Annotated in this window: 24 protein-coding genes and 3 tRNA genes; 17 read left to right on the forward strand and 10 right to left on the reverse strand. The window is 73.7% G+C overall.

From position 1 onward, the window contains the following. The first annotated feature begins 32 nt into the window (after positions 1–32). From ACT17Q_RS02790 to purM, 8 genes are all read left to right on the forward strand, one after another. Positions 33–1,130, forward strand: coding sequence for a glycoside hydrolase family 6 protein (locus tag ACT17Q_RS02790; RefSeq protein WP_444664596.1), 1,098 nt, complete (start codon positions 33–35; stop codon positions 1,128–1,130). Positions 1,131–1,206: 76 nt separating this feature from the next. Next, positions 1,207–2,271 carry a ribosome small subunit-dependent GTPase A gene (rsgA, locus tag ACT17Q_RS02795; RefSeq protein ID WP_444664598.1) on the forward strand — a complete coding sequence of 355 codons (1,065 nt, stop codon included), beginning with the start codon at positions 1,207–1,209 and terminating at the stop codon, positions 2,269–2,271. A 180-nt stretch (positions 2,272–2,451) separates the two neighbouring features. Then, complete coding sequence (locus ACT17Q_RS02800; protein ID WP_444664600.1) at positions 2,452–3,285, forward strand: glycoside hydrolase family 6 protein; 834 nt, start codon at positions 2,452–2,454, stop codon at positions 3,283–3,285. 47 nt (positions 3,286–3,332) lie between these two features. Continuing rightward, the gene (locus ACT17Q_RS02805; protein ID WP_444664602.1) at positions 3,333–3,713 is read left to right on the forward strand and encodes a sterol carrier family protein; all 381 of its coding nucleotides are present in this window, start codon (positions 3,333–3,335) and stop codon (positions 3,711–3,713) included. 50 nt (positions 3,714–3,763) lie between these two features. Further along, positions 3,764–4,144: a histidine kinase gene (locus tag ACT17Q_RS02810; RefSeq protein WP_444664604.1), complete on the forward strand. Its 381-nt coding sequence runs from the start codon at positions 3,764–3,766 to the stop codon at positions 4,142–4,144. 254 nt (positions 4,145–4,398) lie between these two features. Then, positions 4,399–5,784: a glycoside hydrolase family 6 protein gene (locus ACT17Q_RS02815; protein WP_444664606.1), complete on the forward strand. Its 1,386-nt coding sequence runs from the start codon at positions 4,399–4,401 to the stop codon at positions 5,782–5,784. Positions 5,785–5,845: 61 nt separating this feature from the next. After that, the gene (gene purF / locus ACT17Q_RS02820; protein WP_141318342.1) at positions 5,846–7,393 is read left to right on the forward strand and encodes an amidophosphoribosyltransferase; all 1,548 of its coding nucleotides are present in this window, start codon (positions 5,846–5,848) and stop codon (positions 7,391–7,393) included. A gap of 71 nt (positions 7,394–7,464) precedes the next feature. After that, positions 7,465–8,598: a phosphoribosylformylglycinamidine cyclo-ligase gene (gene purM / locus ACT17Q_RS02825; protein ID WP_444664609.1), complete on the forward strand. Its 1,134-nt coding sequence runs from the start codon at positions 7,465–7,467 to the stop codon at positions 8,596–8,598. A 220-nt stretch (positions 8,599–8,818) separates the two neighbouring features. Here the strand turns inward: purM and ACT17Q_RS02830 are convergent, their stop codons facing one another. Then, positions 8,819–9,022 (reverse strand): DUF3073 domain-containing protein, encoded by a 204-nt coding sequence (locus ACT17Q_RS02830; RefSeq protein WP_094180932.1) that lies wholly within the window; start codon positions 9,020–9,022, stop codon positions 8,819–8,821. A 539-nt stretch (positions 9,023–9,561) separates the two neighbouring features. Here ACT17Q_RS02830 and ACT17Q_RS02835 point away from each other — a divergent pair. After that, a complete protein-coding gene (locus ACT17Q_RS02835) occupies positions 9,562–9,765 on the forward strand; it encodes a BldC family transcriptional regulator (RefSeq protein WP_094180931.1) in 204 nt (67 codons plus the stop codon). A 138-nt stretch (positions 9,766–9,903) separates the two neighbouring features. Here ACT17Q_RS02835 and ACT17Q_RS02840 read toward each other — a convergent pair whose 3' ends face one another. The 6 genes from ACT17Q_RS02840 to ACT17Q_RS02865 all read right to left on the reverse strand — a co-directional run bounded on the left by ACT17Q_RS02840 (position 9,904) and on the right by ACT17Q_RS02865 (position 11,727). Next, positions 9,904–10,203, reverse strand: a complete 300-nt coding sequence (locus ACT17Q_RS02840) for a DUF3618 domain-containing protein (protein ID WP_268532598.1) — start codon at positions 10,201–10,203, stop codon at positions 9,904–9,906. A 43-nt stretch (positions 10,204–10,246) separates the two neighbouring features. Next, positions 10,247–10,651 carry a phage holin family protein gene (locus ACT17Q_RS02845; RefSeq protein WP_141318337.1) on the reverse strand — a complete coding sequence of 135 codons (405 nt, stop codon included), beginning with the start codon at positions 10,649–10,651 and terminating at the stop codon, positions 10,247–10,249. A gap of 163 nt (positions 10,652–10,814) precedes the next feature. Next, on the reverse strand, positions 10,815–11,252 hold the full coding sequence (locus tag ACT17Q_RS02850) for a phage holin family protein (protein WP_094180928.1): 438 nt from the start codon (positions 11,250–11,252) through the stop codon (positions 10,815–10,817). Between the two features lie 159 nt (positions 11,253–11,411). Next, positions 11,412–11,484 (reverse strand) — tRNA-Phe (locus tag ACT17Q_RS02855). 54 nt (positions 11,485–11,538) lie between these two features. Continuing rightward, positions 11,539–11,612: transfer RNA gene (locus ACT17Q_RS02860), tRNA-Asp, on the reverse strand. 42 nt (positions 11,613–11,654) lie between these two features. After that, a tRNA-Glu gene (locus ACT17Q_RS02865) sits at positions 11,655–11,727 on the reverse strand. Positions 11,728–11,855: 128 nt separating this feature from the next. Here ACT17Q_RS02865 and ACT17Q_RS02870 point away from each other — a divergent pair. Beyond that, complete coding sequence (locus tag ACT17Q_RS02870; protein WP_166772193.1) at positions 11,856–12,200, forward strand: metallopeptidase family protein; 345 nt, start codon at positions 11,856–11,858, stop codon at positions 12,198–12,200. Positions 12,201–12,236: 36 nt separating this feature from the next. Beyond that, complete coding sequence (locus tag ACT17Q_RS02875; RefSeq protein WP_444664613.1) at positions 12,237–13,136, forward strand: LLM class flavin-dependent oxidoreductase; 900 nt, start codon at positions 12,237–12,239, stop codon at positions 13,134–13,136. A 4-nt stretch (positions 13,137–13,140) separates the two neighbouring features. Here the strand turns inward: ACT17Q_RS02875 and galE are convergent, their stop codons facing one another. Further along, positions 13,141–14,100: a UDP-glucose 4-epimerase GalE gene (gene galE, locus ACT17Q_RS02880; RefSeq protein WP_444664615.1), complete on the reverse strand. Its 960-nt coding sequence runs from the start codon at positions 14,098–14,100 to the stop codon at positions 13,141–13,143. Between the two features lie 252 nt (positions 14,101–14,352). Between galE and ACT17Q_RS02885 the strand changes: the two genes are divergently transcribed. The 3 genes from ACT17Q_RS02885 to ACT17Q_RS02895 all read left to right on the forward strand — a co-directional run bounded on the left by ACT17Q_RS02885 (position 14,353) and on the right by ACT17Q_RS02895 (position 17,924). Beyond that, positions 14,353–15,603 (forward strand): winged helix DNA-binding domain-containing protein, encoded by a 1,251-nt coding sequence (locus ACT17Q_RS02885; RefSeq protein ID WP_444664617.1) that lies wholly within the window; start codon positions 14,353–14,355, stop codon positions 15,601–15,603. Positions 15,604–15,613: 10 nt separating this feature from the next. After that, positions 15,614–16,714: a DNA glycosylase AlkZ-like family protein gene (locus ACT17Q_RS02890; protein ID WP_444664619.1), complete on the forward strand. Its 1,101-nt coding sequence runs from the start codon at positions 15,614–15,616 to the stop codon at positions 16,712–16,714. A gap of 103 nt (positions 16,715–16,817) precedes the next feature. Beyond that, entirely contained in the window at positions 16,818–17,924 is a 1,107-nt protein-coding gene (locus tag ACT17Q_RS02895; RefSeq protein ID WP_141318329.1) for a M23 family metallopeptidase, read from the forward strand. Positions 17,925–17,973: 49 nt separating this feature from the next. Here the strand turns inward: ACT17Q_RS02895 and ACT17Q_RS02900 are convergent, their stop codons facing one another. Beyond that, a complete protein-coding gene (locus ACT17Q_RS02900) occupies positions 17,974–19,260 on the reverse strand; it encodes a hypothetical protein (protein WP_444664622.1) in 1,287 nt (428 codons plus the stop codon). A 304-nt stretch (positions 19,261–19,564) separates the two neighbouring features. Further along, positions 19,565–20,326 (reverse strand): arsenite methyltransferase, encoded by a 762-nt coding sequence (arsM, locus tag ACT17Q_RS02905; protein ID WP_444664624.1) that lies wholly within the window; start codon positions 20,324–20,326, stop codon positions 19,565–19,567. Between the two features lie 104 nt (positions 20,327–20,430). Between arsM and ACT17Q_RS02910 the strand changes: the two genes are divergently transcribed. The 3 genes from ACT17Q_RS02910 (at position 20,431) to ACT17Q_RS02920 (ending at position 24,398) form a co-directional block, all read left to right on the forward strand. After that, the gene (locus tag ACT17Q_RS02910) at positions 20,431–20,805 is read left to right on the forward strand and encodes an ArsR/SmtB family transcription factor (RefSeq protein WP_232514445.1); all 375 of its coding nucleotides are present in this window, start codon (positions 20,431–20,433) and stop codon (positions 20,803–20,805) included. Between the two features lie 327 nt (positions 20,806–21,132). Next, the gene (locus tag ACT17Q_RS02915) at positions 21,133–22,665 is read left to right on the forward strand and encodes a non-reducing end alpha-L-arabinofuranosidase family hydrolase (protein WP_444664626.1); all 1,533 of its coding nucleotides are present in this window, start codon (positions 21,133–21,135) and stop codon (positions 22,663–22,665) included. Between the two features lie 302 nt (positions 22,666–22,967). Further along, complete coding sequence (locus ACT17Q_RS02920; RefSeq protein ID WP_444664628.1) at positions 22,968–24,398, forward strand: non-reducing end alpha-L-arabinofuranosidase family hydrolase; 1,431 nt, start codon at positions 22,968–22,970, stop codon at positions 24,396–24,398. Positions 24,399–24,432 lie beyond the last annotated feature (34 nt).

Below are 24,432 nucleotides of genomic sequence, written 5' to 3' on the forward strand. Positions count from 1 at the left end.
GGCCGCTGACGTGCTCATGGGTGGACGACCTCATGGGTGACCGACGCGCTGCGCAGCCCACCTCCGGAGCCGGGCTCGTGGCCGGCGCGCCCGTGCGGGCAGGCGTCCTCGCCGTGCTCCTCGCCATGATTCTCATGGGGCTCCTCGCCGCGTGCGACGCCACCGCGGGTCCGGCCACGACCACCCCGGCCGCCTCGTCGGCCGCTCCGGGCACGGCCGACGCGCCCACCGCCGCACCCCCGTCGGCGGCGCCGCAGACGCCGGCACCCAGCACCGCCGCCGGAGCGGACGCAGCCGGCGGCCTGCTGGTGCGCACCGAGTCGCAGGCGGTCACCGCCTGGAGCGCGGCCACGGGAGAGGAGAAGCGACTCCTCGCGACGATCGCCCAGACCCCGCAGGCCGCCTGGGTGGGCGACTGGGTCGACGCCGGCGTGGCCCGTGATCAGGTCGCCCGGCTCACGTCGGCCGCCGCCGACTCGGGCACCACCGCTGTGCTCGTGGTGTACGCGATCCCGGGCCGCGACTGCGGGCTGCACTCCGCGGGCGGCGTCGCCGCCGACGCGTACGCGGCGTGGGTCGAGGCGGTGGCCGGCGGGATCGTCGGGCACCCCGTCGTCGTACTGGAACCCGACGCGCTCGCCCAGCTCGGCGACTGCGACGGCCAGGGCGACCGGGTCGCGCTCCTCGCCGCGGCCGCGCGCACCCTCGACGAGGCGGGCGCACGCGTCTACCTCGACGCCGGCCACAGCGGGTGGCTGCCCGTCGGCGAGGCGGTCGCGCGCATCCGCGCGGTCGGCACCGCGCACCTCGCGGGCTTCGCGCTCAACACGTCGAACTACCAGACCACCGCCGACGAGCGCGCGTACGGCGAGCAGGTCGCGGCGCAGCTCGACGGCCTGGGCTTCGTGGTCGACACCTCGCGCAACGGGAACGGCTCGAACGGCGAGTGGTGCAACGCGCGCGGCCGCGCGCTCGGCGAGGCGCCGCGGCTCGTCGACGACGGCACGGCGCTCGACGCGCTGCTGTGGGTCAAGTCTCCCGGCGAGTCCGACGGCACGTGCAACGGCGGGCCCGCCGCCGGGCAGTGGTGGCAGGAGATCGCCCTCGAGCTGGCGCGCAACGCGTCCTGACGTCGGTGCTCGGCCCCTTGCCGGGGGTCGGAAATGGAGCGGACGGGCGCGGGTGCGTCGGCCTACCGTCGGCGGCATGTCCTCCTCGCAGCGATGGCGTGTGGTGCGCGCCGACAAGGGTGCGGTGCTCGTCGTGCCCGACCTCGGCGTCCCCGGACCCGCCCTCGCGGGGGTCGCCCCGGCACAGCCCGCCCCGGCACAGCCCGCCCCGGCAGAGCCCGTGCGCGCGGCGCTCGCGCGCGACGGGCTCGCGGAGCACGACGAGGGGCGTGTCGTCCCCGCGGTCGGCGACTACGTCCTGCTCGACGACGCGGGCTGCGTCGCGCGGGTGCTGCCGCGCTCGTCGGCGCTCGTGCGGGACACCGCGGGCCGCACGTCGCTGACGCAGGTGCTCGCGGCGAACGTGGACGTCGTGCTCGTCGTGGAGCACCTGGACCCCGACCCGGACCTCGGGCGCGTCGAGCGGCTGCTGACCCTCGCGTGGCGCTCGGGCGCGACGCCGGTGGTGGTGCTGACCAAGGCGGACCTGGTCCCCGACCCGTGGGGGATGGCCGCTGACGTGCAGCGCGTCGCGCTCGGGGTCGACGTGCACGCGGTCACGGCGACCGCCGACGAGGGGCTGGGGCCGCTGCGCGCGGTGCTCACGCCGGGCACGACCCTCGTCGTCGTCGGACCCTCGGGAGCCGGCAAGTCGACGCTGGTCAACGCGCTCGCGGGCCGTGCGGCGATGCCGACGGGTGAGCGCCGCGCGGACGGCCGCGGCCGGCACACGACGACGCACCGGGAGCTGGTGCCGCTCGCGGGCGGCGCGGTGCTGATCGACACCCCGGGGCTGCGTGCGGTGGGTCTGGTGGCGGACGCCGAGGCGCTCGAGCACACGTTCGCGGACGTCGCCGCGCTGGCCGCCCGGTGCCGGTTCTCGGACTGCGCGCACCGGTCCGAGCCGGGGTGCGCGGTGCGGGCCGCGCTCGACTCGGGCGAGCTCGACGAGCGCCGGTTCGACAGCTGGCGCCGGCTCGAGCGTGAGGCGGCGTACCAGGAGCGGCGCGTGGACGCGCGGCTCGCGGCGGCCGAGCGCGCCCGCTGGAAGAAGCTCACGGCGGAGCACAGCCGCGGCCACCGCCCGGTGCCGCGCGCCTAGCGGCGGCGCCTCCCGCCCGGGCCGGTGCGGGCTGGCGAACGGGCGACGGACCTTGGGCCTACGGGCAGGAGCCCCGCGGTCGACCAGGCTGCTGCTCGTGTCGGAGCGCTCCCACACCGGCGGAGCCGGCGCGCGGACCGCCCCGACCCGGACCGAGATGGCGCGACGACAGGACGAGCGGTGACCGGCCTCTACCTCAGCACCCGGACGAAGGCGTACGCGGCCTGGCAGGCGTCGCACGGCGCGGACCGAGCCGCGCTCGAGCTGCTCGCGACGACCCCGCAGGCCACGTGGCTCGACGACCCGTCCGACCCGGACGCGACGCGCGAACAGGTCCGCGAGCTCACCCGTGCCGCGCACGACGAGGGCAGCACGGCGGTCCTGGCGGTGTACGCGATCCCCGGCCGCGACTGCGGGCACTACTCAGCGGGCGGTGCCCCGGCGGAGCGGTACGGGCAGTGGGTGCGGGACGTGGCCGCCGGCATCTGCGGTGCGCCGATCGTCGTGCTCGAGCCGGACGCGCTGCCGCAGCTCGGGGCCGGGGACCACCAGGGCGACCGCGTCGCGTACCTCGCGGACGCCGCGCAGGTGCTGCACGCCGCCGGTGCGCGCGTCTACCTCGACGCGGGGCACTCGGCGTGGCTGACGCCGCGGGAGGTGGTGCGGCGCGTCGAGCTGGTGGGCACGCAGCACCTGACGGGCATCGCCCTGAACACCTCGAACTACCAGTGGACGGCCGACGAGCGCGGGTACGGCGAGGCGATCTGCGCCGAGCTGGACCTGCGGTTCGTCGTCGACACCTCCCGCAACGGCCGCGGGAGCGACGGGGAGTGGTGCAACGCGCGCGGTCGCGCGGTCGGTGACCTGCCGCGGCTGGTCGACGACGGCACGGCGTGCGACGCGCTGCTGTGGGTCAAGCCCCCGGGCGAGTCGGACGGCACCGGCAACGGCGGGCCGGCGGCCGGCGCGTGGTGGCAGGAGATCGCGCTCGAGCTCGTGCGCAACGCGACCTGAGCCGGGCCACCGGGCCGCGGCACCCGGCGGTGGGGGAGAATCGCGGGGTGCCTCCTCGTCGTCGAACCGATCCTGTGGCGGGACGTGCGGCGCTCGCCGCGTGGCGAGCGGACCCCTCGTCGGTCCCGGCCCGGCGCACGGCCGTGCGGTTCACGCTCGAGGAGCTCGCGGACGTCGCGCCCGGGCACACCGTCGAGGTGCGGGTGCCACCGGACGGTGCGGTGCAGGCCGTCGCCGGGCCGCGGCACACGCGCGGGACGCCGCCGAACGTCGTCGAGATGGACCCGCAGACGTGGCTCGAGCTCGCGACCGGCGCGCTGACGTGGGACGACGCGGTGCGCGACGCCCGGGTGCGCGCGTCGGGCGAGCGCGCGGACCTCGCGGACTGGCTGCCGCTCCAGGCGGCGCGCGAGCGCCCCGGCCGCTGACCGGCCCGGCGCGAGCCGGGACCCGCGGCGGGCTGACCTAGGATCGCGGGGTGTCGCACGACCCGCAGGACCCGCAGCGCCCCGACGAGCCCGCGTCGCCCCAGGGCGGTGAGCCGGCCCCCTCGGAGGACGAGCTCGCGCGCCTCGCGGTGCCCGCGCGGGTGCGGCGGGCGCCCAAGTACGGGGTGTTCATCGTCGCGGGTGCGCTCGTCGGCGTCGTCGTCGGGCTGCTGCTCACGCTGTTCCTGGGTGCGGGCTCGGACGGCACGGGCTCGTCCGACGTGGCGTCGGGGACGGGCTTCATCTCGTTCCTCGACGGGCAGGGCTCGATCCGGCTGGTGATGGGGACCGCGGGTGCGGTCGTCGGCGGGTTCGTCGGCGGGGCGTTGGCGGTCCGCGCGGACCGGCGCAGCCGCGACCCGCTGGGCTGACCCGGGACCGGTCCCGTGCCGCGCGTCCGTGCTGCGGCGGGACGCGGCGCGGCTGACCTGCACTTAAACGATGTGGGCGACCGCCCGGTGTGGCCGGGGCGGGTGGACGTCGGGTTGCCTGGTCGCTACCGGCCCAGGGGCGTGCTCGCGCATCGACGTCGACGTCGACGCGCAGCGGCAGCGCACGTGCCGCAGCGTGTCCGCCGGACGCGCCCTGGGTCCGGTGCCCGTGTCCGCCAGCCCGAGGAGCATCCATGTCCGCCCGCAGAACCGCGTCCGCGCTGCTGACCGCCGCAGCGTTGTCCGTCACAGGCCTCACGGCCGTCGCGAGCACCGCGAGCGCAGCCGACGGCTGCCGCGTCGACTACACCGTCCAGAGCCAGTGGAACTCCGGGTTCCAGGGCGACGTCAAGATCACCAACCTGGGGTCCCCGCTCTCGTCGTGGACCGTCGCGTGGACGTTCCCGTCCTCGGGGCAGCGCGTCTCGCAGTCGTGGAACGCGAACGTCACGACGAGCGGCTCGCGCGTCTCCGCGTCGAGCATCGGCTGGAACGGCTCGCTCGGCACGGGTGCGTCGACCCAGTTCGGCTTCATCGGCTCGTTCACCGACTCGAACCCGGTGCCGACGTCGTTCACGGTCAACGGCGTGGCGTGCACGGGCACCGTCACCCCGACGCAGGGCCCCACGCAGGGTCCGACCCAGGGCCCCACGCAGGGACCGACCCAGGGTCCGACCCAGGGCCCCACGCAGGGCCCGACGCAGGGACCGACCCAGGGCCCCACGCAGAACCCGCAGCCGTCGGGTGACCTGTACGTCGACACCGAGAACCAGTCGTACGCCGCCTGGCAGGCTGCCTCCGGCAGCACCAAGGACCTCCTGGCCAAGATCGCGCTGACCCCCCAGTCGGTGTGGATCGGCAACTGGAGCAGCCCGTCGGTGTCGCAGCAGCAGATGCGTGACGCCACGAGCCGCGCCTCGGCCGCCGGCAAGACGGTCTCGGTCGTCATCTACGCGATCCCGGGCCGCGACTGCGGCTCGTACTCGGGCGGCGGCGTCGCCGAGAGCGAGTACGCGCAGTGGATCGACACGGTCGCGAGCGGCATCGTCGGCAAGCCGATCGTGATCCTCGAGCCGGACGCGCTCGCCCAGCTCGGTGACTGCAGCGGTCAGGGTGACCGCGTCGGCTTCCTGCGGTACGCGGCGAAGTCGCTCACGCAGGCCGGCGGCCGCGTCTACATCGACGCGGGCCACTCCGGCTGGCTGTCGGTGGACACCGCCGTGAACCGTCTGAACCAGATCGGCTTCCAGTACGCGGTGGGCTTCGCGCTCAACACGTCGAACTACCAGACGACGTCCGCGTCGCAGCAGTACGGCGAGCAGATCTCGCAGCGCCTCGGCGGCAAGGGCTACGTCATCGACACCTCGCGCAACGGCAACGGCTCGAACGGCGAGTGGTGCAACCCGCGCGGTCGCGCGCTCGGCGACAAGCCGCGCCTGGTGAACGACTCGACGGGCCTCGACGCCCTGCTGTGGGTCAAGCTGCCGGGTGAGTCGGACGGCACGTGCAACGGCGGCCCGGCCGCCGGCCAGTGGTGGCAGGACATGGCCCTGGAGCTCGCGCGCAACGCCAAGTGGTGACCACCTGACGACAGGTGAACGGGGGGCCATGCGTCCGCGGTCGGTGTGCGACCATGGACGCGTGGCCCCCCGCGCTGACGGACGACTGAACCACGACCTCCTCCCGGACGAGAAAGGCCCCCAGGACGCCTGCGGCGTCTTCGGTGTCTGGGCACCGGGCGAGGAGGTCGCCAAGCTCACCTACTTCGGCCTCTACGCGCTGCAGCACCGCGGCCAGGAGTCCGCGGGCATCGCGACGAGCAACGGCAGCCAGCTCCTGGTCTACAAGGACATGGGCCTGGTCTCGCAGGTGTTCGACGAGACGGCCCTCAACGCCCTGCAGGGGCACATCGCCATCGGGCACGCGCGGTACTCCACCACCGGCGCGAGCAACTGGGAGAACGCCCAGCCGACGCTCGGCCCCACGGCCGCCGGCACCGTCGCGCTCGGCCACAACGGCAACCTGACGAACACCGCGGAGCTCGTCGAGCTCGTCGCGGAGCGGTACGGCAGCCAGCGGCGCGGCGAGCTCGCCCGCGGCAACACCACCGACACGGCGCTCATCACCGCGCTGCTCGCGGGGGACCCGGACCACACGCTCGAGGCCACCGCGCTCGAGGTCCTGCCGCGCCTGCGCGGCGCGTTCTCGCTCGTCTTCATGGACGAGCGCACGCTGTACGCGGCGCGTGACCCGCAGGGCGTGCGCCCGCTGGTCCTGGGCCGTCTGGAGCGCGGGTGGGTCGTGGCGTCGGAGACGCCGGCGCTCGACATCGTCGGCGCGAGCTTCGTGCGCGAGGTCGAGCCGGGCGAGTTCATCGCGATCGACTCCGACGGCCTGCGGTCGACGAAGTTCGCGACGCCCGAGCGGGCGGGCTGCATCTTCGAGTACGTGTACCTCGCGCGGCCGGACACCACGATCTCGGGCCGCTCGGTGCACGCCGCGCGCGTCGAGATGGGGCGTCGCCTCGCCGTCGAGCACCCGGTCGAGGCGGACCTCGTCATCCCGGTCCCCGAGTCGGGCACGCCCGCCGCGGTCGGCTACGCGCAGCAGTCGGGCATCCCGTTCGGGCAGGGCCTGACCAAGAACGCGTACGTGGGCCGCACGTTCATCCAGCCGTCGCAGACCCTGCGCCAGCTCGGCATCCGGCTCAAGCTCAACCCGCTGCGCGAGATCATCCGCGGCAAGCGGCTCGTCGTCGTCGACGACTCGATCGTGCGCGGCAACACCCAGCGCGCGCTCATCCGCATGCTGCGGGAGGCGGGTGCGGCCGAGGTGCACGTGCGGATCTCGTCGCCGCCCGTGAAGTGGCCCTGCTTCTACGGGATCGACTTCGCCAGCCGTGCCGAGCTCATCGCCAACGGCCTCACGCCCGACGAGATCGGCGCGTCGCTCGGAGCGGACTCCCTCGGCTACATCTCCGAGAGGTCCCTCATCGAGGCGACCGAGCAGCCCGCGAGCCAGCTGTGCACCGCGTGCTTCTCGGGCCGGTACCCCATCGAGCTCCCGTCGGCCGACCAGCTCGGCAAGCACCTGCTCGAGCAGAACGAGCTGCCCCTCGGTGCCCCCGAGGACGGCCTCGTCGCGATCATCCCGGGAGCGGGCGGCGCCACGGCGCTCGACCACCCCTGACCCGCCGAACCCCGGCCGTCGCGCCGCGCCCCGCGCGTCCGCGGCCGACCCGACCACCCCTTGGAGCGCCCGTGACCCAGCCCGACGAGAACGCCCCGCTGACGTACGCCGCGGCGGGCGTCGACACGGAGGCGGGCGACAAGGCCGTCGAGCTCATGAAGGACGCCGTGCGCGCGACGCACGGCCCGCGTGTCCTCGGCGGGGTCGGCGGCTTCGCGGGTCTGTACGACGCGAGCTTCCTCACGCGCTACCGCAAGCCGCTGCTCGCGACGTCGACCGACGGCGTGGGCACCAAGGTCGCGATCGCGCAGGCGCTCGACGTGCACCACACCATCGGATTCGACCTGGTGGGCATGGTCGTCGACGACATCGTGGTGGTCGGCGCCGAGCCGCTGTTCATGACCGACTACATCGCCACGGGCCGCGTGGTGCCGGAGCGGATCGCGGACGTCGTGCGCGGCATCGCGGACGCGTGCCGGGTCGCGGGCACCGCGCTCGTCGGTGGCGAGACCGCGGAGCACCCCGGCCTGCTGGCACCCGACGAGTACGACGTGGCGGGCGCCGCGACGGGCGTCGTCGAGGCCGACGAGCTGCTCGGCTCGGAGCGGGTGCGCGCGGGCGACGTGCTGGTGGCGTTCGCGTCGTCCGGCCTGCACTCCAACGGCTACTCGCTCGTGCGCGCGGTCGTGCGCCAGGCGGGCTGGGGCCTCGAGCGGCACGTCGACGAGCTGGGCCGCACGCTCGGCGAGGAGCTGCTCGAGCCGACGCGCGTGTACGCGTCCGACTGCCTGGCGATCGCCCGCCGTGCGGGCACGGCGGGGGTGCACGCGTTCAGCCACGTCACGGGCGGCGGGCTCGCGGCGAACGTCGCGCGCATCCTGCCGGCCGGGCTGGTCGCGGACGTCGACCGTGGCGGCTGGGTCGTGCCGCCGGTGTTCTCGATGGTGCAGAGCCTGGGTCAGGTGCCGTGGACGGACCTCGAGGGCACGCTCAACCTGGGCGTCGGCATGGTCGCGGTCGTCGCGGCCGACGCGGTCGACGGGGTGCTCGCGCACGCCGGCGAGCTCGGTCTGCCCGCGTGGGAGCTCGGGGCCGTGCGCGCGGCCGGTGAGCGCGACGTCGTCGGTGCGCCCGGGTTCGTCTCCGGGACCAAGGGCGTCGAGGGCGGCGCCGTGAGCCTGACCGGGGAGTACCGCACCCGCTGACGCGTGAACGGCGCTGCGGGGCTCACCCGCAGCGCCGTCAGCACGACTCGTGAGCACGACTCGTCAGCACTACTCGCGAATGAGAGTCGACGACGAGACGCACCGACGTGAGACGTCAGCGAAGGTCGACGACGAGAGTCGTCGACGAGACAGACGTCAGCGGGAGTCGGAGGACGACGAGCGTGGCAGGTGCGCGCTCAGCGCCCCGGCACCGCGGGGGTCACCGCTCGTCGTCGAGCCAGCGGCGGTAGTCCTCGGGAGGCTCGTCCTCGGTGTCCAGCGCGGCCACACCGCGACGGTCCACGGGATCGTGGTTGCGAGACGCCAGCTCCTGCTCGAGGGCTCGGTAGTTGGTCTCCGGGCTGAAGTACTTCAGCTCCCGGGCCACCTTCGTCTGCTTAGCCTTCTGACGGCCGCGCCCCATGGCATCGACCCCCTCTAACGTGGAAGCGGGGCGGCACCGTGCTCACACGTGCGGCCCCGGGGTGCTGAATCGTCTGTTCGTGCCGTAACGCTACATGGAACTCAGTTGTTCCGGCCACTCACGGGAGGGCGACTCGCATCACGTTCACTCAGGGCGCACCGGTCCGACACCGTGTCGGGCGGAGCGTCCGGGGCGGCGTCATGCGCCCGCGCGCGACACCGGGCCCGGGGGCGCGCGGCGGCGCGGCCTTCCGGGGTCGAGACCGCCTCGTCTCGCATGGGCGAATCGCCCGGTTTAGTGTGGGTGATGCGGGCGCTGGCCTGCCGAGTCGTCGGATCCCAGGGCCGAGATGTACTATTTCGTAACGAAATCGTAGCCCGGAATGCGCTGCATGCCGGGTTCGCACATGCTAATGGTGCGGGCCGCGCGGACGTCGTCCGAACGGCATCCAGGTCCGTGCTGACACACCAGCCACCACACCGGTGGCCCCGGTGGGAGGGGAGTCCCACCCGGCCGCCCGTCCGCCAGGAGGCATCCGCATGACCGCCAAGCCCGCAACGTCCGAGAACCTGCTCACCCCGTCCGAGGTCGCGACCCTGTTCCGTGTCGACCCGAAGACCGTGACCCGCTGGGCCAAGGCCGGCAAGCTGTCGTCGATCCGCACCCTCGGCGGGCACCGCCGCTACCTCGAGTCCGAGGTGCAGGCCCTGCTCGAGGGGATCCCGCAGCAGCGGGTCTCCTGACACCGCCGGCGGGTCCGCACCCGCCGCAGCGACCAGGACCCCGGACGCGTGCCCGCGTCCGGGGTCCTCGTGCGTCGTCGGGCGTGACGCGCGGTCGTGCGCGTGCGCTCGTCGTGCGGGTGCCTGTCGTGCTGGTGCTCAGCGGCGGGCGAGCCGCAGCACCACGATCGCGGTCACGAACGCCACGCCCACCCCCACGCCGGCCAGCACCTTGCGGGCGTGCGCCCGGTCGGCCGGGTCGGCCTCCGGGCTGGTCGCGTCGGACGCGAGCCGACGCGCGGTGGCGATCGCCGCGTCCGCCTGCGCGCGGGGTGCCAGGCGCGCGGTGAGCTCGTCGACGGTCGTGGCGAGCTGGTGCCGCGTCGCGGCGATGTCCGCCTCGACCGCGAGCATCGCGGGCGTCGTGAACCGCTCCGGTGCGCTCTTGTCGTCGCTCATCGGGCGTCTCCTTCCAGGTGCACGGTCCAGGGGCGCGGCGCGCTCACGACGCGGCGCCCTTGAGGGCGTCGACGTCCGCCTGCACGCTCGCGATGGCGGCCTGCGGGCTGGGCGGGGAGCCCTTCTTGACGGCCTTGAGCCCGACGAGCGCGAGCACCACCACCACGACGAGCAGCAGGAGCGTCACGACGAGCGCGGCGACCCACAGGGGCATCCAGAGGTCCAGCACGATCACGAGCGTCATCAGGACCGCCGCGAGCAGGTAGAGCGCGAGCACGCCGGCGGCCGCGAGAAGCCCCGCACCCGCGCCCAGCAGCTTCGCGCGCTCGGCGATCTCGGTCTTGGCCAGCTGGATCTCGGCGCGCACCAGCCGCGAGGTCTGCTCGCTCAGGTCGCTCACGAGCTGACCGAGCGAACGCTGCCCCGGGGGATCCGCGTGCGTCGTCATGGTGTGCCTCTCCTCGTCGTGCGCGCCCGTCCCGCACGCGGTGCGTTCGGGGCCTTGTCGTCAGGCTCTCCAGTCTGGTGGCGGCCTCGTCGTGCCGCGAGGCGAGACGACCCGCCGTGCCGCGACGAGCCTCCGTCCCGCGACGACCCGCCGTGCCGACGCGTCAGTCGGCCCAGGGGTGGACCTGCTCGCCCGCGGGGTGCGTGGGCTCGCGGATCTGGGTGAGGTCGACCATGGGGGTCCGCGGCAGGTGGCTGCGGCCCCAGGCCGCGAAGCCGGCGGCCAGGAGCACGAGCGCGAGGCCGACGAGCAGCGCCGAGAGCCACGGCTCGACGACGTGCGCCAGTCCGATGACGGCGGCCGTGACGAACAGCGCGAGCCCGAGGAACGTGAGAACCGCGGCCGCCGCGAACGCGATCGCGGACGGGCGGACCTCGACGGCCCGCGTGCGGACGCTCGCGCTGACGGCGTCGATCTCGGCCTGGATCGACGCGCGCACGCGGTCCTCGGCCTGGCCGATCTTCTCGCGGGCGCGCTCGGCGATCGGCTCGGTGAGCCGGTCGAGCAGTCGGCGGCGTTCGGGGCCTGTCTCGCTGGTCACGGGCTCCTCCTCGCGGGGCACGGTGTGTCGCCAGCCTAGTCAGGAGGAGGGCTCGTGGGCCCGGATCACGCGCGCGTCGTCGCAGGTCGCGTCGGGGTGGCCGCGCCGCTGCGGAGACGACGAAGCCCGCCAGGCTGCTCCCTGGCGGGCTTCGTACGGTGGCTCCGACCGGCGTCGATCCGGTGACCTTTCGATTTTCAGTCGAACGCTCTACCAACTGAGCTACAGAGCCGTGAGGGCGTGCCCTCGAACGACGATGCCGGCCACGAGTGACCGGCATGTCGAGCGACCCCGACGGGACTTGAACCCGCGACCTCCGCCGTGACAGGGCGGCGCGCTAACCAACTGCGCTACGGGGCCTCGTGGTGAGACCTGTACTGCGTTTTCACCTGCACTTGCTCGTACCCCCAACGGGATTCGAACCCGTGCTACCGCCGTGAAAGGGCGGGGTCCTAGGCCGCTAGACGATGAGGGCGTCGCCCCTGACGTCGAGGCGTCGGTTGACCGTGGATGAGCATACGGGGTCACGGGCCGGATCCCCAAACCGGTTCGTGGGCGGGCTTGGTCACACCGGTCAGGGGGCAGGATGGGGTCGTGGTCGAGATGTCGCGCGAGGAGTTCGAGGACGCCGTCCGGGACGCGCTCGACGAGATCCCGCCGGAGCTCGCCGAGGTGATGGACAACGTCGTCGTGCTCGTCGAGGACGACCCGCCGCCCGGGGACGAGGACCTGCTGGGCCTGTACGAGGGTGTGCCGCTCACCGAGCGCACGCACCAGTGGGCCGCCGGGTCCCTGCCGGACCGCATCACGGTCTTCCGCAACCCGACGCTCGAGATCTGCGAGACGCGCGAGGACGTCGTGGAGGAGGTCGCCATCACGGTGGTGCACGAGGTCGCGCACCACTTCGGCATCGACGACGACCGGCTGCACGAGCTCGGCTGGGCGTAGATGGCCCGGCGCACCGGTCGGCCCTAGGGTCGGCGCATGAGGTCGGTGCAGGTCGGGGTGGTGATCCTGCCGCAGGAACGGTGGGCCACGCAGCGCGAGAAGTGGCGCCGCGCGCAGGAGATGGGGTTCGCGCACGCGTGGACCTACGACCACCTGGCGTGGCGCAGCCTGGCCGACGAGCCGTGGTTCGCGACCGTGCCGCTGCTCGCGGCCGCGGCCGAGGCGACCGACCGGATCGGGCTCGGCACGTTCGTCGCGTCCCCGAACTTCCGGCACCCGGTGCCGTTCGCCAAGGACGTGATGGGTCTCGACGACGTCTCGGGCGGGCGGTTCCTGCTCGGGGTCGGCGCCGGCGGTGAGGGGTTCGACGCGTCGGTGACGGGTCCGGCGCCGAGCCGCGGCGGGCGAACGCGCCGGTTCGAGGAGTTCGTCGGGCTGCTGGACACGCTGCTCACGCAGCCCGTTACCGAGCACGCGGGGGAGTTCTACACGGCGCACGACGCCCGCATGGTGCCCGGGACCCTCGCGCGGCCGCGCACGCCGTTCGTCGTCGCGGCCGCCGGTCCGCGCACCATGACGCTCGCGGCGCGGTACGGGCAGGGGTGGGTCACCTACGGTGCGGCGTACGCCACCGAGGACGTCGAGGACCAGCCCGCGCGTGCGCAGGAGCGCTGGTGGGCGGCGCTCGAGCAGCAGGTCGCGCAGTTCGACGAGATCGAGCGCGCGCACCGGCCCGGCGACGTGCCGCTGCGGCGGTACCTGAGCCTCGACGGCGCCCCCGTCTACTCGTTGACGTCCGCACAGCTCGCGGCCGAGGGGGTCGAGCGCGCGGCGGCACTCGGCTTCACGGACGTCGTGGTGCACTGGCCGCGCGCGCACGGCATCTACGCCGGGTCGGAGCGTGCGCTCGAGGAGCTCGCGGCGACGCTGCGCTGACGCGTCAGTGCGCGGTGCGGGCCTCCCAGGCGCTGCGCACCATGTCGTCGATCGTGTGCGTCATGCGCCAGCCGAGGTCGCGCGCTGCGAGCTCGCCCGACGCGACGATGCGTGCCGGGTCGCCCGCGCGCCGCTCGGTCACCTCGGGCGTGAACTCGATGCCGGTGGCCGCGGCGACGGCGGTCATGATCTGGCGCACCGACAGCCCGTCACCCGAGCCCAGGTTGTAGACGCGCTCGAGCGTGCCGCCCTCGGCGAGCGTGCGCGCGGCCGCGACGTGCGCGTCCGCGAGGTCCGCGACGTGGATGTAGTCGCGCACGCACGTGCCGTCGGGGGTGGGGTAGTCGTCGCCGCGGATCTGGGGCGTGCGGCCGGCGAGCAGGGCCTCGAACACCAGCGGGAACAGGTTGTGCGGGCTCGTGTCGTAGACGTCCGGGGTCCCGGAGCCGACGACGTTGAAGTACCGCAGGCTCGTGTGCTTGAGGCCGGTGGCACGGCCCTGGTCGCGCAGGAGCCATTCGCCCACGAGCTTGGACTCGCCGTAGGGCGACTCGGGCGTCGTCGGCGTGTCCTCGGTGACGAGCTCGACGTCGGGCGTGCCGAACACCGCGGCCGACGAGGAGTACACGATCGCGGCGACCCCCTGCTCGGCCATGACCTCGAGGAGCGTGAGCGTGCCCGCGACGTTCTGGCGGTAGGTGTGCAGGGGGCGGTCCACCGAGACGCCCGCGTACTTGAAGCCCGCGAGGTGCACGACGCCCTCGACGCCGTGCCGCGCGAGCGTGTCGGCGACGACGTCCGCGTCGTCGACCGAGCCGCGCACGAAGGGGACGCCCGCCGGGACGAACTCCTCGTGGCCGCTGGACAGGTCGTCCAGCACGACGGGCTCGAGCCCGACCTTCGTGAAGGCGCGCACCACGTGCGCACCGATGTACCCCGCCCCGCCGGTCACCAACCACGTCATGGGTCCGAGGGTAGCCGTCCGGGACGAGAGAAGCGACACAAGGCGATCAGAAACGAACATCATCCGACAGAATCGCGCGGTCGGCTCGCGCAGGATGCCACGGATGGGTGAACCTGCGGTGTTCGGATCTGATCGAACGCGCCCCGGCGAGAACGCCGAGAAGCGGCGCGTGTGACGAACCGGACGGCAGGAGGGCGCGCTGCGTGGACCGCCGGTGGCGCGGATGTCGGTGGCGGTCGCGATGATCGGGGCATGCCCCGCGAGCGTCCGGCCGTCGTCGGTGTCGTCGACACCGCGCAACGACGCGCGCGCCTCGCGCGTCGGCACGGGCTCGTCGAGCCGCTGCCCGACCTGCACGCCGCCGTCCGGGCGCTCGTCGTGCTGCACGGCACCGACGCGTCCGGCCCGTACCTGGCCGCGTGGGCCCGGGTGCCGGGGTTCGCGACGAGCGACCTCGACGACGCCCTGTACCGCGACCGCACGGTCGTCCGGCAGCTCGCCATGCGCCGCACGCTCTGGGTGGCCGGCACCGACCTGCTGCCCGCGCTCGTCGCGTCGCCGGGGGCGCGGGTCGCCGGCGCCGAGCGGCGCCGGCTGCTCAAGGAGCTCGCGCAGGACGGCCGCTACCCCGACCCGCAGGGGACGCTGACGCGCGCCGAGGCCGGCGTGCTCGCGGCGCTCGCGGACGGCCGCTCGCGGACCGCGGCGGAGCTGCGCGACGAGGTCCCCGAGGCCGGTGGTGTGTTCCGGGCCGCCGGCGGCACCCGGTGGGCGCAGGAGCTGGCGGTCATGCCGCGGCTGCTGACGATCCTCGGCGCGAGCGGGCTCGTCGTCCGCGCCGAGAACCGCGGCGGGTGGACCGTGTCCCGGCCCTCGTGGGCGCTCGCCGAGCGATGGCTGGGCGGCCCGCTCGTGCTGCCCGACGCGGCCGCCGCGCACACCGCGGTCGTGGCGCGCTGGCTGCGGGCGTTCGGGCCCGGGACCGAGCGGGACCTGCAGTGGTGGCTCGGCTCGACCCTGACCGCGGTGCGCCGCTCGCTCGCGGACGTGGGCGCGGTCCCGGTCGGGCTCGAGGGGAGCCAGGACGTGGGGTGGCTGCTGCCGGACGACCTCGAGCCGGTCGAGCCCGCCGGGCCGTGGGCCGCGCTCCTGCCGGCGCTGGACCCGACCACGATGGGCTGGGCCGCACGCGACTGGTACCTGGGACCGCACGCGAGGCAGGTGGTCGACGCGGTCGGCAACGCCGGGCCGACCGTGTGGGTCGACGGGCGCGTCGTCGGGGCGTGGTCCGCGAGCAGCGGGACGGTCGAGGTGGCGCTGCTCGAGGACGTGCCCACGCCCGCCCGCGCCGCGATCGCCGACGAGGTCGAGCGCCTCACCGCGTGGCTCGCGGGCGGCACCGTGTCGCCCACCTTCCCGTCGCCGCTGTTCGGCGGCCGGCGTCACGCGCCCGAGCCGGCGGCGGCCGCCTCGTCGGCCGTGCCCGCCGCACCGCGGGGCTGAGGTCGGCCCGGTGGTGGAGCAGCTGTCCCGGCGCGACGCGCGGCGGATCGCCGTGCGGGCGCAGGCGCTCACCGCGCGGCGGCCCGACGGCGTGCTGGACACCGTCCGGCGGCTGGACGCCCTGCAGCACGACCCCATCGCGGCCGTCGCGCCGAGCGTCGACCTCGTCCTGTTCAGCCGGCTCGGCTCGTCGTACGACCCCGACGAGCTGGCGGACCTGGTGGCGCAGCAGCGCGTCGTCGAGCTCGACGGCATGCTGCGCGACGCGCGCGACGTGCGGCTGTTCACCGCCGACATGGCGGCCTGGCCCGGCCCGGACGCACCCGCGTGGCGGCTCGGCAACGCGCAGTGGCTCGACGACAACCGCGGCGCGCGCGGCGACGTGCTCGACGCGCTGCGCATGGACGGCCCGCTCACCGCGGGCGAGCTGCCCGACACGTGCGTGCGGCCGTGGCGCTCGTCGGGCTGGAACGACCACCGCGACGTGACCATGCTGCTCGGCCTGCTCGTGCAGACCGGGGACGTCGCGGTCGCCGGGCGGCGCGGGCGCGAGAAGCTGTGGGACCTCGCCGAGCGGGTCTACCCGCCCCACGAGCCGGTGCCCGCGGCGCAGGCGCGGCGGGTGCGGGACGAGCGGCGGCTCGCGTCGCTCGGGCTCGTGCGCGACCGTGCGCTCGAGGGGTACCCGGACGAGCTCGTCGGCGAGGTGGTCCAGGTCGAGGGCGTGCGCGGTCGCTGGCGCGTCGACCCCGCGCTGCTCGACGCGGTCGGCGCACCGTTCGAGCCGCGCACGGCGTTGCTCTCGCCGTTCGACCGGCTGGTGACCGACCGCCGGCGCCTCGCGGAGGTGTTCGAGTTCGAGTACGCCCTCGAGATGTACAAACCGGCGAGGCAGCGGCGCTGGGGCTACTACGCGCTGCCCGTGCTGCACGGCGACCGGCTCGTCGGGAAGCTCGACGCGACCGCCGACCCGCGGCGCGGGCGGCTCGTCGTGCACGCCCTGCACGAGGACCCGGTGGACGGGGAACCGTGGGACAGCGAGGTGCGCGGCGCGGTGCACGCGCAGCTCAGGGACCTCGGGGAGTGGTTGGGGCTGCGGATCGAGCGGTGACGGGTCATGGTGGTCGTCACACGGTCGGGTGACGACAAACCCTCCAGATCGTGCGCGCGTGTGCCGAACAACGACGTGAACCCACTCGCGAGGAGACCCTCCCATGCGCTTCCGGACGCGTACGTCGAGCCTCGGTGCGCTCGGCACCGCCGCGGTCGTCGCGGCCGCCGTGATCGGTGCCGCACCCGCGACCGCCTCGACCATCGACCCGCCCCCGCCGTCGCTCACGCGCGCGGCGGAACGTGCGGCGGCCACGAGCGACGCCGCGAGCGAGAAGCGCCTCGACGCGGCCGCGGCCGTGCCGGACGACCTCACGACGCGGCGCACCGCGAGCGGACGCGTGCTCGCACTCCCGCTCGTCGACGAGTCGTACGCGCTGACCTCCGCGTGGGGTGCTCGGTGCATCCCCGTCAAGGGTGCGTCCACGTTCCACTACGGGCTGGACATGGGCACGGGCGACAAGAAGCCGATCTACGCGGTCGCGAGCGGCGTCGTCACCCACGTCGTGCCGCCGACGAACGGTGCCGCGGGCTACCTGACGGTGAAGTCCGAGATCGAGGGCGTGCCGACGTGGATCGCGTACGTGCACCCGTGGGACCCCGGCAAGTACGTCAAGGTCGGTACCAAGGTGAAGGTCGGCAACCGCATCGCCGAGGTCGGCGCGTCCGGCCCCGCGACCGGGCCGCACCTGCACCTCGAGGTGTGGCAGAACGCGTTCTACGGCTCGGGCACGTCGGTCGACCCGAAGACGTGGCTGTCCGGCTTCAAGCTGCCGGTGGTGGACCGCGCGACCGCGGACAACACGCAGCCGGCGCCGACGCGCTGCTACTACTACCCGACGACGAGGCTCAACCTGCGCGCCGGTCCGTCGGTCGGCAACACGCTCCTCGCGACGCTCAAGCCGAACACGCGCATGCTCAACACGCCGGGCATCAAGCGCAACGGCTTCATCCCGGTGACGGTCGCGCTCGACGGTGCGCGCGTGCGCGGCTGGGTGCACACCGACTACATCTCGCAGGTGAAGACCTACCACCTCACGGTCGACGCGACCGTGCGCGCCGCCGCGAACGCGCAGGCCAAGGCGCTGTTCCTGGGCAAGAAGGGCACGCCGGTGAGCATCAAGGAGGCCTCCGGCGGGTGGCGCAAGGTGATCATCAAGGGCACCACGGGCTGGGTGCCGCGCACGTCGGTCGGCGCCGGGCTCGGGTGACGCCCGTGCCGCAGGCCGCGCCGCGCGGCCGGCCCGGTCACCCGGGCGCTCACCGTGCGTACTGGCCGTACCCCGTCAGGTACGCGCTGGTGGCGGCCTTCGCGGTGCAGCCGGTGACCGACCCGGTGTAGCCGATGCGGCCCGTGGTGGCGTTGCGCTGCTTGACCAGCGACTCGCCCGGGGCCTCGTGGTAGGACTTCGAGTAGCCCGCGAACAGGTTGCGCTTGACCGAGACGAGGTCGTGGCGCTCGAGCTCCCACGTCTTGACCGCGGCGTCGTACGACGTGCGGGTCGCGGGCTGGTTGGCGATGAGGTTGCGCCACAGCGAGACGTCCTGCGCGGCGACCCCGACCGTCACGCCGGCCGCGCCGCCGAGCATCGTGTTGTACCGGATCGTCACGTGGCGCGGGCTGTCCTGCCAGGTGTCCCACGTCGACGCCGAGGCCTTGATCTGCGCGCCGTTCGGGGCGGCCGCGAGCAGGTTGCGCTCGATCATGCCGCCGCTCGAGTAGATGCCGGCCATCAGGTAGATGTTGTGGTCCATGCCGTGCGCGTGCGTCCCGTTGTTCGTGCGGATGCAGTTGTAGGCGATGGTGTAGTCGTTCGGTCCGGCGGCGCGCTGCGTCGAGGGTGACGCGCCCCGCGCGCCGGGCGTCACCATGAGGTTGGCCGTCTCGCGCGAGCCGCTGACCTCGTTGTTCGTGAACACCCAGCCCGTCCCGCCCTGGATGTGCACGACCGCCTGACCGCGGCCCTGGATGGTGCGGTTGTACGTGAAGTGGATCCCGCGGACCGTCCAGTGGCTCGCGTTCTTGAGCTGGAGCGTGCCGTTGAGCTCGACGCGCTCGCCCGGCTGGCTCTGCAGCTCGATGGGCTTGGTCGCGGTGCCCACGGCGGCGCCGTAGCCCGCCGCCTCGCGGTACGTCCCGCCGCGCACGACGATCACGTCGCCCGGGCGGCCCGCGCGGATCGCCGCGGTGATCGTGCGCAGCGGGCGTGACCTCGTCGCGGCCGGGCACGTCGCCTGGTCGCGGGAGTTCTTGCGCAGGCACACGTGCCGGTCGACGGTCTTGGTGCCCCACGACGTGGCGTACGTGTACGTGTCGGAACCGTTGGTGGCGACGTACATCGTGCGGGCGCCGGAGGTGGCCTTCGCGACGACCTTCGAGCGCACGCCGTAGTACGGGTCGGACGTCGCCGCGGTCGCGGTCGTCGCGGGGAGCGCGACGAGCGTCCCGACGAGCGCGGCGACGAGCGTCCCTACCGTGAGCAGGCGGCGGCCGGTGGTGCTCGGCCGGGTGCGCGGCGGGCGGTGCATCTCGGTGGTGGCGGGCATCGCGTCTCCTCGTCGTCCCGGTCCGGCGCGCTCGTCGGACCGGTGCGTGCCGCTCGGCGAGGCTAACCCCGGGCCGGGACCGTTCGAAGGGCCGCGCGGGCAGGACGTCCGCGACGTGCCGGACGAACCGGGGCGAGCCGGGACGGACCGACCGCCGCGACCGAGGGTGAGGTTGCGCCCGGCACCCCGGGGCGTCCACCAGGCGGACGCCCCGGGTCGTCCCGGCGGACGGCTCAGGTCACGCGGTGCGGGCGCGTGCGCCCCGAGGCGCGGGACGCGGTGCGCCGGGAGAGGGCGGGGTCCGTCACCGCGCGTGCGGCTTGGTGGCGCGGACGACCGCGCTGTGCATGCCGTCGGCGACGGCGTGGGTGAAGCGGACCTCGGCGTCGTGGAAGCCCGCGGCCGCGAGCCCCTCGAGGTACTCGGCGCGCGAGAGCGCACCGGCGATGCAGCCGACGTACGAGCCCCGCTCGGCCCGGTCGTCGGGCGACAGGTGGTCCTCGGCGACGACGTCGGAGATGCCCAGCCGGCCGCCGGGTGCGAGCACGCGGAACGCCTCGGCGAGCACCGCGGGCTTGTCCGGGGACAGGTTGACCACGCAGTTGGAGATGACCACGTCGACGCTGGCGTCGTCGAGCGGCAGGTCCTCGATGACGCCCTTGCGGAACTCGACGTTCGTCGCACCCGCCTTGGCCGCGTTGGCGCGGGCCAGGTCGAGCATCTCGTCGGTCATGTCGACGCCGTAGGCGAAGCCCGTGGGGCCGACGCGGCGGGCCGAGAGCAGCACGTCGATGCCGCCGCCCGAGCCCAGGTCGAGCACGCGCTCGCCCTCGCGCAGCTCGGCGACGAGCAGCGGGTTGCCGCAGCCGAGCGAGGCGGCCAGCGCCTCGGCGGGGATGCTCGCGGCGTCGTCCGCGCCGTAGAGGCCGGCCCCGAACCGCTCGTCGACGAGCGCGTCCGTGCCGCACCCGCCGCCGCAGCAGCCGGCGTCTGCGGTCGCGGACGGGGCGCTGTGGACGGCGGCCTGTGCGTAGCGGGCCCGGACCTGCTCGCGGATGTCCTGCATGATGACTCCTCCAGACATTGATGGGTGTCGATGGCAGGAGCGTCGCGCAGATATCGACCAGTGTCAATATCGACCGTTGTCGATGCGTGAGGCATGATGGGGGCGTGCCTCTCGAGCTGCTCCCCGTGACCGCCGCACCGTCGGCCGCGTGCTGCACGCCGGCGCGCGGACCGGTCCTCAGCGCCCAGGACGCGGAGGGCGTCGCGCGCACCCTCAAGGCGCTCGCGGACCCCGCCCGCCTCCGGCTGCTGTCGATCCTCGCGGCGCACGACGAGGGCGGGGCGTGCGTGTGCGACCTGACCGAGCCCGTCGGGCTCACGCAGCCGACGGTCTCCCACCACCTCAAGGTGCTCACCGAGGCGGGCCTCGTGACGCGGGAGAAGCGCGGGGTGTGGGCGTACTACGCGCTCGTGCCGGGAGCGGTCGACGCGATCGCCTCGCACCTGGCGACCCACCTGACCCCCCGCCCCCCGGCCTGACGACACCGTCCGCCGACACCGCCCCCCCACCGCACACCGCGCACCGCCCCCGCACCAACCCGCCGAGCGCGCACGCTCCGGCGCGAGTGCGGACGCCGTTCGTGCGCGGTCGCGTGCCACCGTGCGCGCTCGGCGGGGTAGCGCTTGCCCGATGGGAACGGGTCCGGGCGGTCCGAACCGTTTCATCGGTGGAGATGAGGCTTCCCTGAGGACCGAGCGCACGCGATGTTAAGGCTCACATCGCGCGGAGACCGGGTCTGCGCGACACCGCGACCGGGCCGCATCCGGGGCGCGGTCGACCTCGCACCTGACTCGAAGGAGAGCAGCATGAGATCACGCGTCCAGGGACCGGCCCACCGGGCCAGGCGGTCCGAGCGGGGGCGCCGGCGTCTGCGTTGGGTGTCGACGGTCGTCGCCGGCGTCACCACAGCGTCGGCGGGCGTCCTCGCGCTCGTCGTCGCACCCGCCGCCACGGCCGCGACGGTGGACACCAACGCGTCCTACGTCCTGGTCAACCGCGGCAGCGGCAAGGCCCTCGACGTCTACAACCTGTCGATGGCCGACGGTGCCCGCATCGCGCAGTGGACGCGCAACGACGGCGCGCAGCAGCAGTGGCAGTTCGTCGACTCCGGCAACGGCTACTACCGGCTGAAGTCGAAGCTGTCGGGCAAGGTGCTCGACGTCTACAACTGGTCGACGGCCGACGGCGGCGCGATCGTCCAGTACGCCGACTACAACCAGACCAACCAGCAGTTCCGTCTGCAGGACACGTCGAACGGCTACGTCTCGCTGATCAGCCGGCACTCCGGCAAGGCCGTCGAGGTGCAGGGCGCTTCCACCGCCGACGGCGCGAACGTCGTCCAGTACGCGAACTGGGGCGGGAACAACCAGCAGTGGCAGCTGGTGCGCGTGGGCTCGTCGCCGACGACGAACCCGACCCAGAACCCGGGCACGTGCGACCTGCCGTCGTCGTACCGCTGGTCGTCCACGGGTGCGCTGGCGCAGCCGCGTTCGGGGTGGGCGTCGCTGAAGGACTTCACGGTCGCGCCGTACAACGGCCAGCAGCTCGTCTACGCCACGACGCACGACTTCGGCAGCTCGTGGGGCTCGATGAACTTCGGGCTGTTCTCGAGCTACTCGCAGATGGGCTCCGTGAGCCAGAACCAGATGCCGTTCTCGGCGGTCGCCCCCTCGCTGTTCTACTTCGCGCCCAAGAACATCTGGGTGCTCGCGTACCAGTGGGGCGGCGCGGCGTTCTCGTACCGCACGTCGACCAACCCGGCCAACGTGAACAGCTGGTCGTCCGCCCAGACGCTGTTCTCGGGCAGCATCTCCGGCTCGGGCACCGGCCCGATCGACCAGGCCGTGATCGGCGACAGCCAGAACATGTACCTGTTCTTCGCCGGTGACAACGGCAAGATCTACCGCGCCTCGATGCCGATCGGGAACTTCCCCGGGTCGTTCGGCTCGTCGTCGACCGTCGTCATGAGCGACACGACGAACAACCTGTTCGAGGCCGTGCAGGTCTACAAGCTCCAGGGCCAGAACAAGTGGCTCATGATCGTCGAGGCCATCGGCTCGCAGGGCCGGTACTTCCGGTCCTTCACGACGACGAACCTGGGCGGCTCCTGGACGCCGCAGGCGACCAGCGAGTCCAACCCGTTCGCGGGCAAGGCGAACAGCGGTGCCACGTGGACGAACGACATCAGCCACGGTGAGCTGCTGCGCACCAGTGCGGACCAGACCAACACGGTCGACCCGTGCAACCTGCAGCTGCTCTACCAGGGCCGCAGCCCGAGCTCCGGCGGCGACTACGGCCAGCTGCCGTACCGCCCGGGCCTGCTGACCCTCCAGCGGTAGTCCCTCCGGGCGGGCCTGGCTGGACCCGCCCTGAGGCGCCCGCCTCGCGCCACCGCTCCCGGCTCTGCCGAGCCGGCGCGAGGCGGGCGCCTCGGCGTTCCTGCCGCACGCTCGGTGCGCGCCGACGCTCGGGCCGGTCTCGGGCGGCGAATCGATTCGGCGGCGTCCACCCCCTTCGGGGGGCGCTCCTCGCCGGTGCAATGTGAAGGCTCACATCCGTGGTTCGACCGGTGGTGGGACGGCACCGTGGCCGTCTCCCGACCACCGGGACGGCCCGTGTCCATCAGACCGAGGAGCGTCCAATGACCACCCGTACCAGGTCCACCCGGGCGGCAGCCGCGCTGCTGTCCGCCGCCACGCTCGTGATCGGCGGCCTCACCGTCGCGGCGAGCTCCGCGACCGCGGCCGAGGGTTGCCGCGTCGACTACACCGTCCAGAACCAGTGGCCCGGCGGGTTCCAGGGTGACGTCAAGGTCACCAACCTCGGTTCGGCGATCTCGTCGTGGAAGGTCACGTGGACGTGGCCGTCCTCCGACCAGAAGATCCAGCAGGTATGGAACGCCGACGTCACCTCGTCGGGCTCGCAGGTGTCCGCCTCCAGCGTCAGCTGGAACGGCGCGCTCGGCACCGGCGCCAGCGCCTCGTTCGGCTTCCTCGGCAGCGCCGGCTCGTCGAACCCCGCGCCGACGAGCTTCGCCGTCAACGGCGTCGCGTGCACCGGCACCGTCCCGACGCAGACCCCGACGCAGACCCCGACGCAGACGCCCACGCAGACCCCCACGCCGACCCCGACACCCACCCCGTCGCAGACCCCGCCCCCCACCACGTGCCAGCTGCCGTCGTCGTACCGCTGGTCGTCCACGGGCGCGTTGGCGCAGCCGCGTTCGGGGTGGGCGTCGCTGAAGGACTTCACGGTCGCGCCGTACAACGGCCAGCAGCTCGTCTACGCCACGACGCACGACTTCGGCAGCTCGTGGGGCTCGATGAACTTCGGGCTGTTCACCGAGTACTCGCAGATGGCCTCGGCCAGCCAGAACCCGATGCCGTTCAGCGCGGTCGCGCCGTCGCTGTTCTACTTCGCGCCCAAGAACACCTGGGTCCTGGCCTACCAGTGGGGCGGTCCCGCGTTCTCCTACCGGACGTCGTCGAACCCGGCGAACGTCAACAGCTGGTCGTCGGCGCAGACGCTGTTCTCGGGCAGCATCTCCAACTCCGGGACGGGCCCGATCGACCATGCGCTGATCGGCGACGACCGGAACATGTACCTGTTCTTCGCCGGTGACAACGGCCGGATCTACCGGGCGTCGATGCCGATCGGGAACTTCCCCGGCAGCTTCGGGTCGAACTACACGACGATCATGACCGACTCGACGAACAACCTGTTCGAGGCCGTCCAGGTGTACAAGCTCCAGGGCCAGCAGCGGTACCTCATGATCGTCGAGGCCATCGGCAGCCAGGGGCGCTACTTCCGGTCCTTTACGGCGACCGACCTGGGCGGGTCCTGGACCCCGCAGGCGGCGTCCGAGTCGAACCCGTTCGCGGGCAAGGCGAACAGCGGTGCCACGTGGACGAACGACATCAGCCACGGTGAGCTGCTGCGCACCAGCGCGGACCAGACCATGACCGTCGACCCGTGCAACCTGCGGCTGCTCTACCAGGGCCGCAGCCCGAGCTCGGGCGGCGACTACGGCTTGCTGCCGTACCGCCCGGGCCTGCTCACGCTCCAGCGCTGACCACCTGGCGCTGCACCGGACGCCTCACCGGCGC

Origin of the sequence: Cellulomonas sp. CW35, assembly GCF_052378485.1 — a bacterium.
GTDB lineage: Bacteria > Actinomycetota > Actinomycetes > Actinomycetales > Cellulomonadaceae > Cellulomonas > Cellulomonas uda.

Excerpts from the sequence above, each read along its gene's own strand:
- ACT17Q_RS02875 (WP_444664613.1), top strand. The coding sequence starts at position 12,237 with ATGAGGTCGGTGCAGGTCGGGGTGGTGATCCTGCCGCAGGAACGGTGG.
- ACT17Q_RS02840 (WP_268532598.1), bottom strand. The coding sequence starts at position 10,203 with ATGAGCGACGACAAGAGCGCACCGGAGCGGTTCACGACGCCCGCGATG.
- ACT17Q_RS02830 (WP_094180932.1), bottom strand. The coding sequence starts at position 9,022 with ATGGGGCGCGGCCGTCAGAAGGCTAAGCAGACGAAGGTGGCCCGGGAG.
- rsgA (WP_444664598.1), top strand. The coding sequence starts at position 1,207 with ATGTCCTCCTCGCAGCGATGGCGTGTGGTGCGCGCCGACAAGGGTGCG.
- ACT17Q_RS02790 (WP_444664596.1), top strand. The coding sequence starts at position 33 with ATGGGTGACCGACGCGCTGCGCAGCCCACCTCCGGAGCCGGGCTCGTG.
- ACT17Q_RS02915 (WP_444664626.1), top strand. The coding sequence starts at position 21,133 with ATGAGATCACGCGTCCAGGGACCGGCCCACCGGGCCAGGCGGTCCGAG.
- ACT17Q_RS02920 (WP_444664628.1), top strand. The coding sequence starts at position 22,968 with ATGACCACCCGTACCAGGTCCACCCGGGCGGCAGCCGCGCTGCTGTCC.
- arsM (WP_444664624.1), bottom strand. The coding sequence starts at position 20,326 with ATGCAGGACATCCGCGAGCAGGTCCGGGCCCGCTACGCACAGGCCGCC.
- ACT17Q_RS02815 (WP_444664606.1), top strand. The coding sequence starts at position 4,399 with ATGTCCGCCCGCAGAACCGCGTCCGCGCTGCTGACCGCCGCAGCGTTG.
- galE (WP_444664615.1), bottom strand. The coding sequence starts at position 14,100 with ATGACGTGGTTGGTGACCGGCGGGGCGGGGTACATCGGTGCGCACGTG.
- ACT17Q_RS02870 (WP_166772193.1), top strand. The coding sequence starts at position 11,856 with ATGTCGCGCGAGGAGTTCGAGGACGCCGTCCGGGACGCGCTCGACGAG.
- ACT17Q_RS02835 (WP_094180931.1), top strand. The coding sequence starts at position 9,562 with ATGACCGCCAAGCCCGCAACGTCCGAGAACCTGCTCACCCCGTCCGAG.
- ACT17Q_RS02845 (WP_141318337.1), bottom strand. The coding sequence starts at position 10,651 with ATGACGACGCACGCGGATCCCCCGGGGCAGCGTTCGCTCGGTCAGCTC.
- ACT17Q_RS02900 (WP_444664622.1), bottom strand. The coding sequence starts at position 19,260 with ATGCCCGCCACCACCGAGATGCACCGCCCGCCGCGCACCCGGCCGAGC.
- ACT17Q_RS02885 (WP_444664617.1), top strand. The coding sequence starts at position 14,353 with ATGCCCCGCGAGCGTCCGGCCGTCGTCGGTGTCGTCGACACCGCGCAA.
- ACT17Q_RS02895 (WP_141318329.1), top strand. The coding sequence starts at position 16,818 with ATGCGCTTCCGGACGCGTACGTCGAGCCTCGGTGCGCTCGGCACCGCC.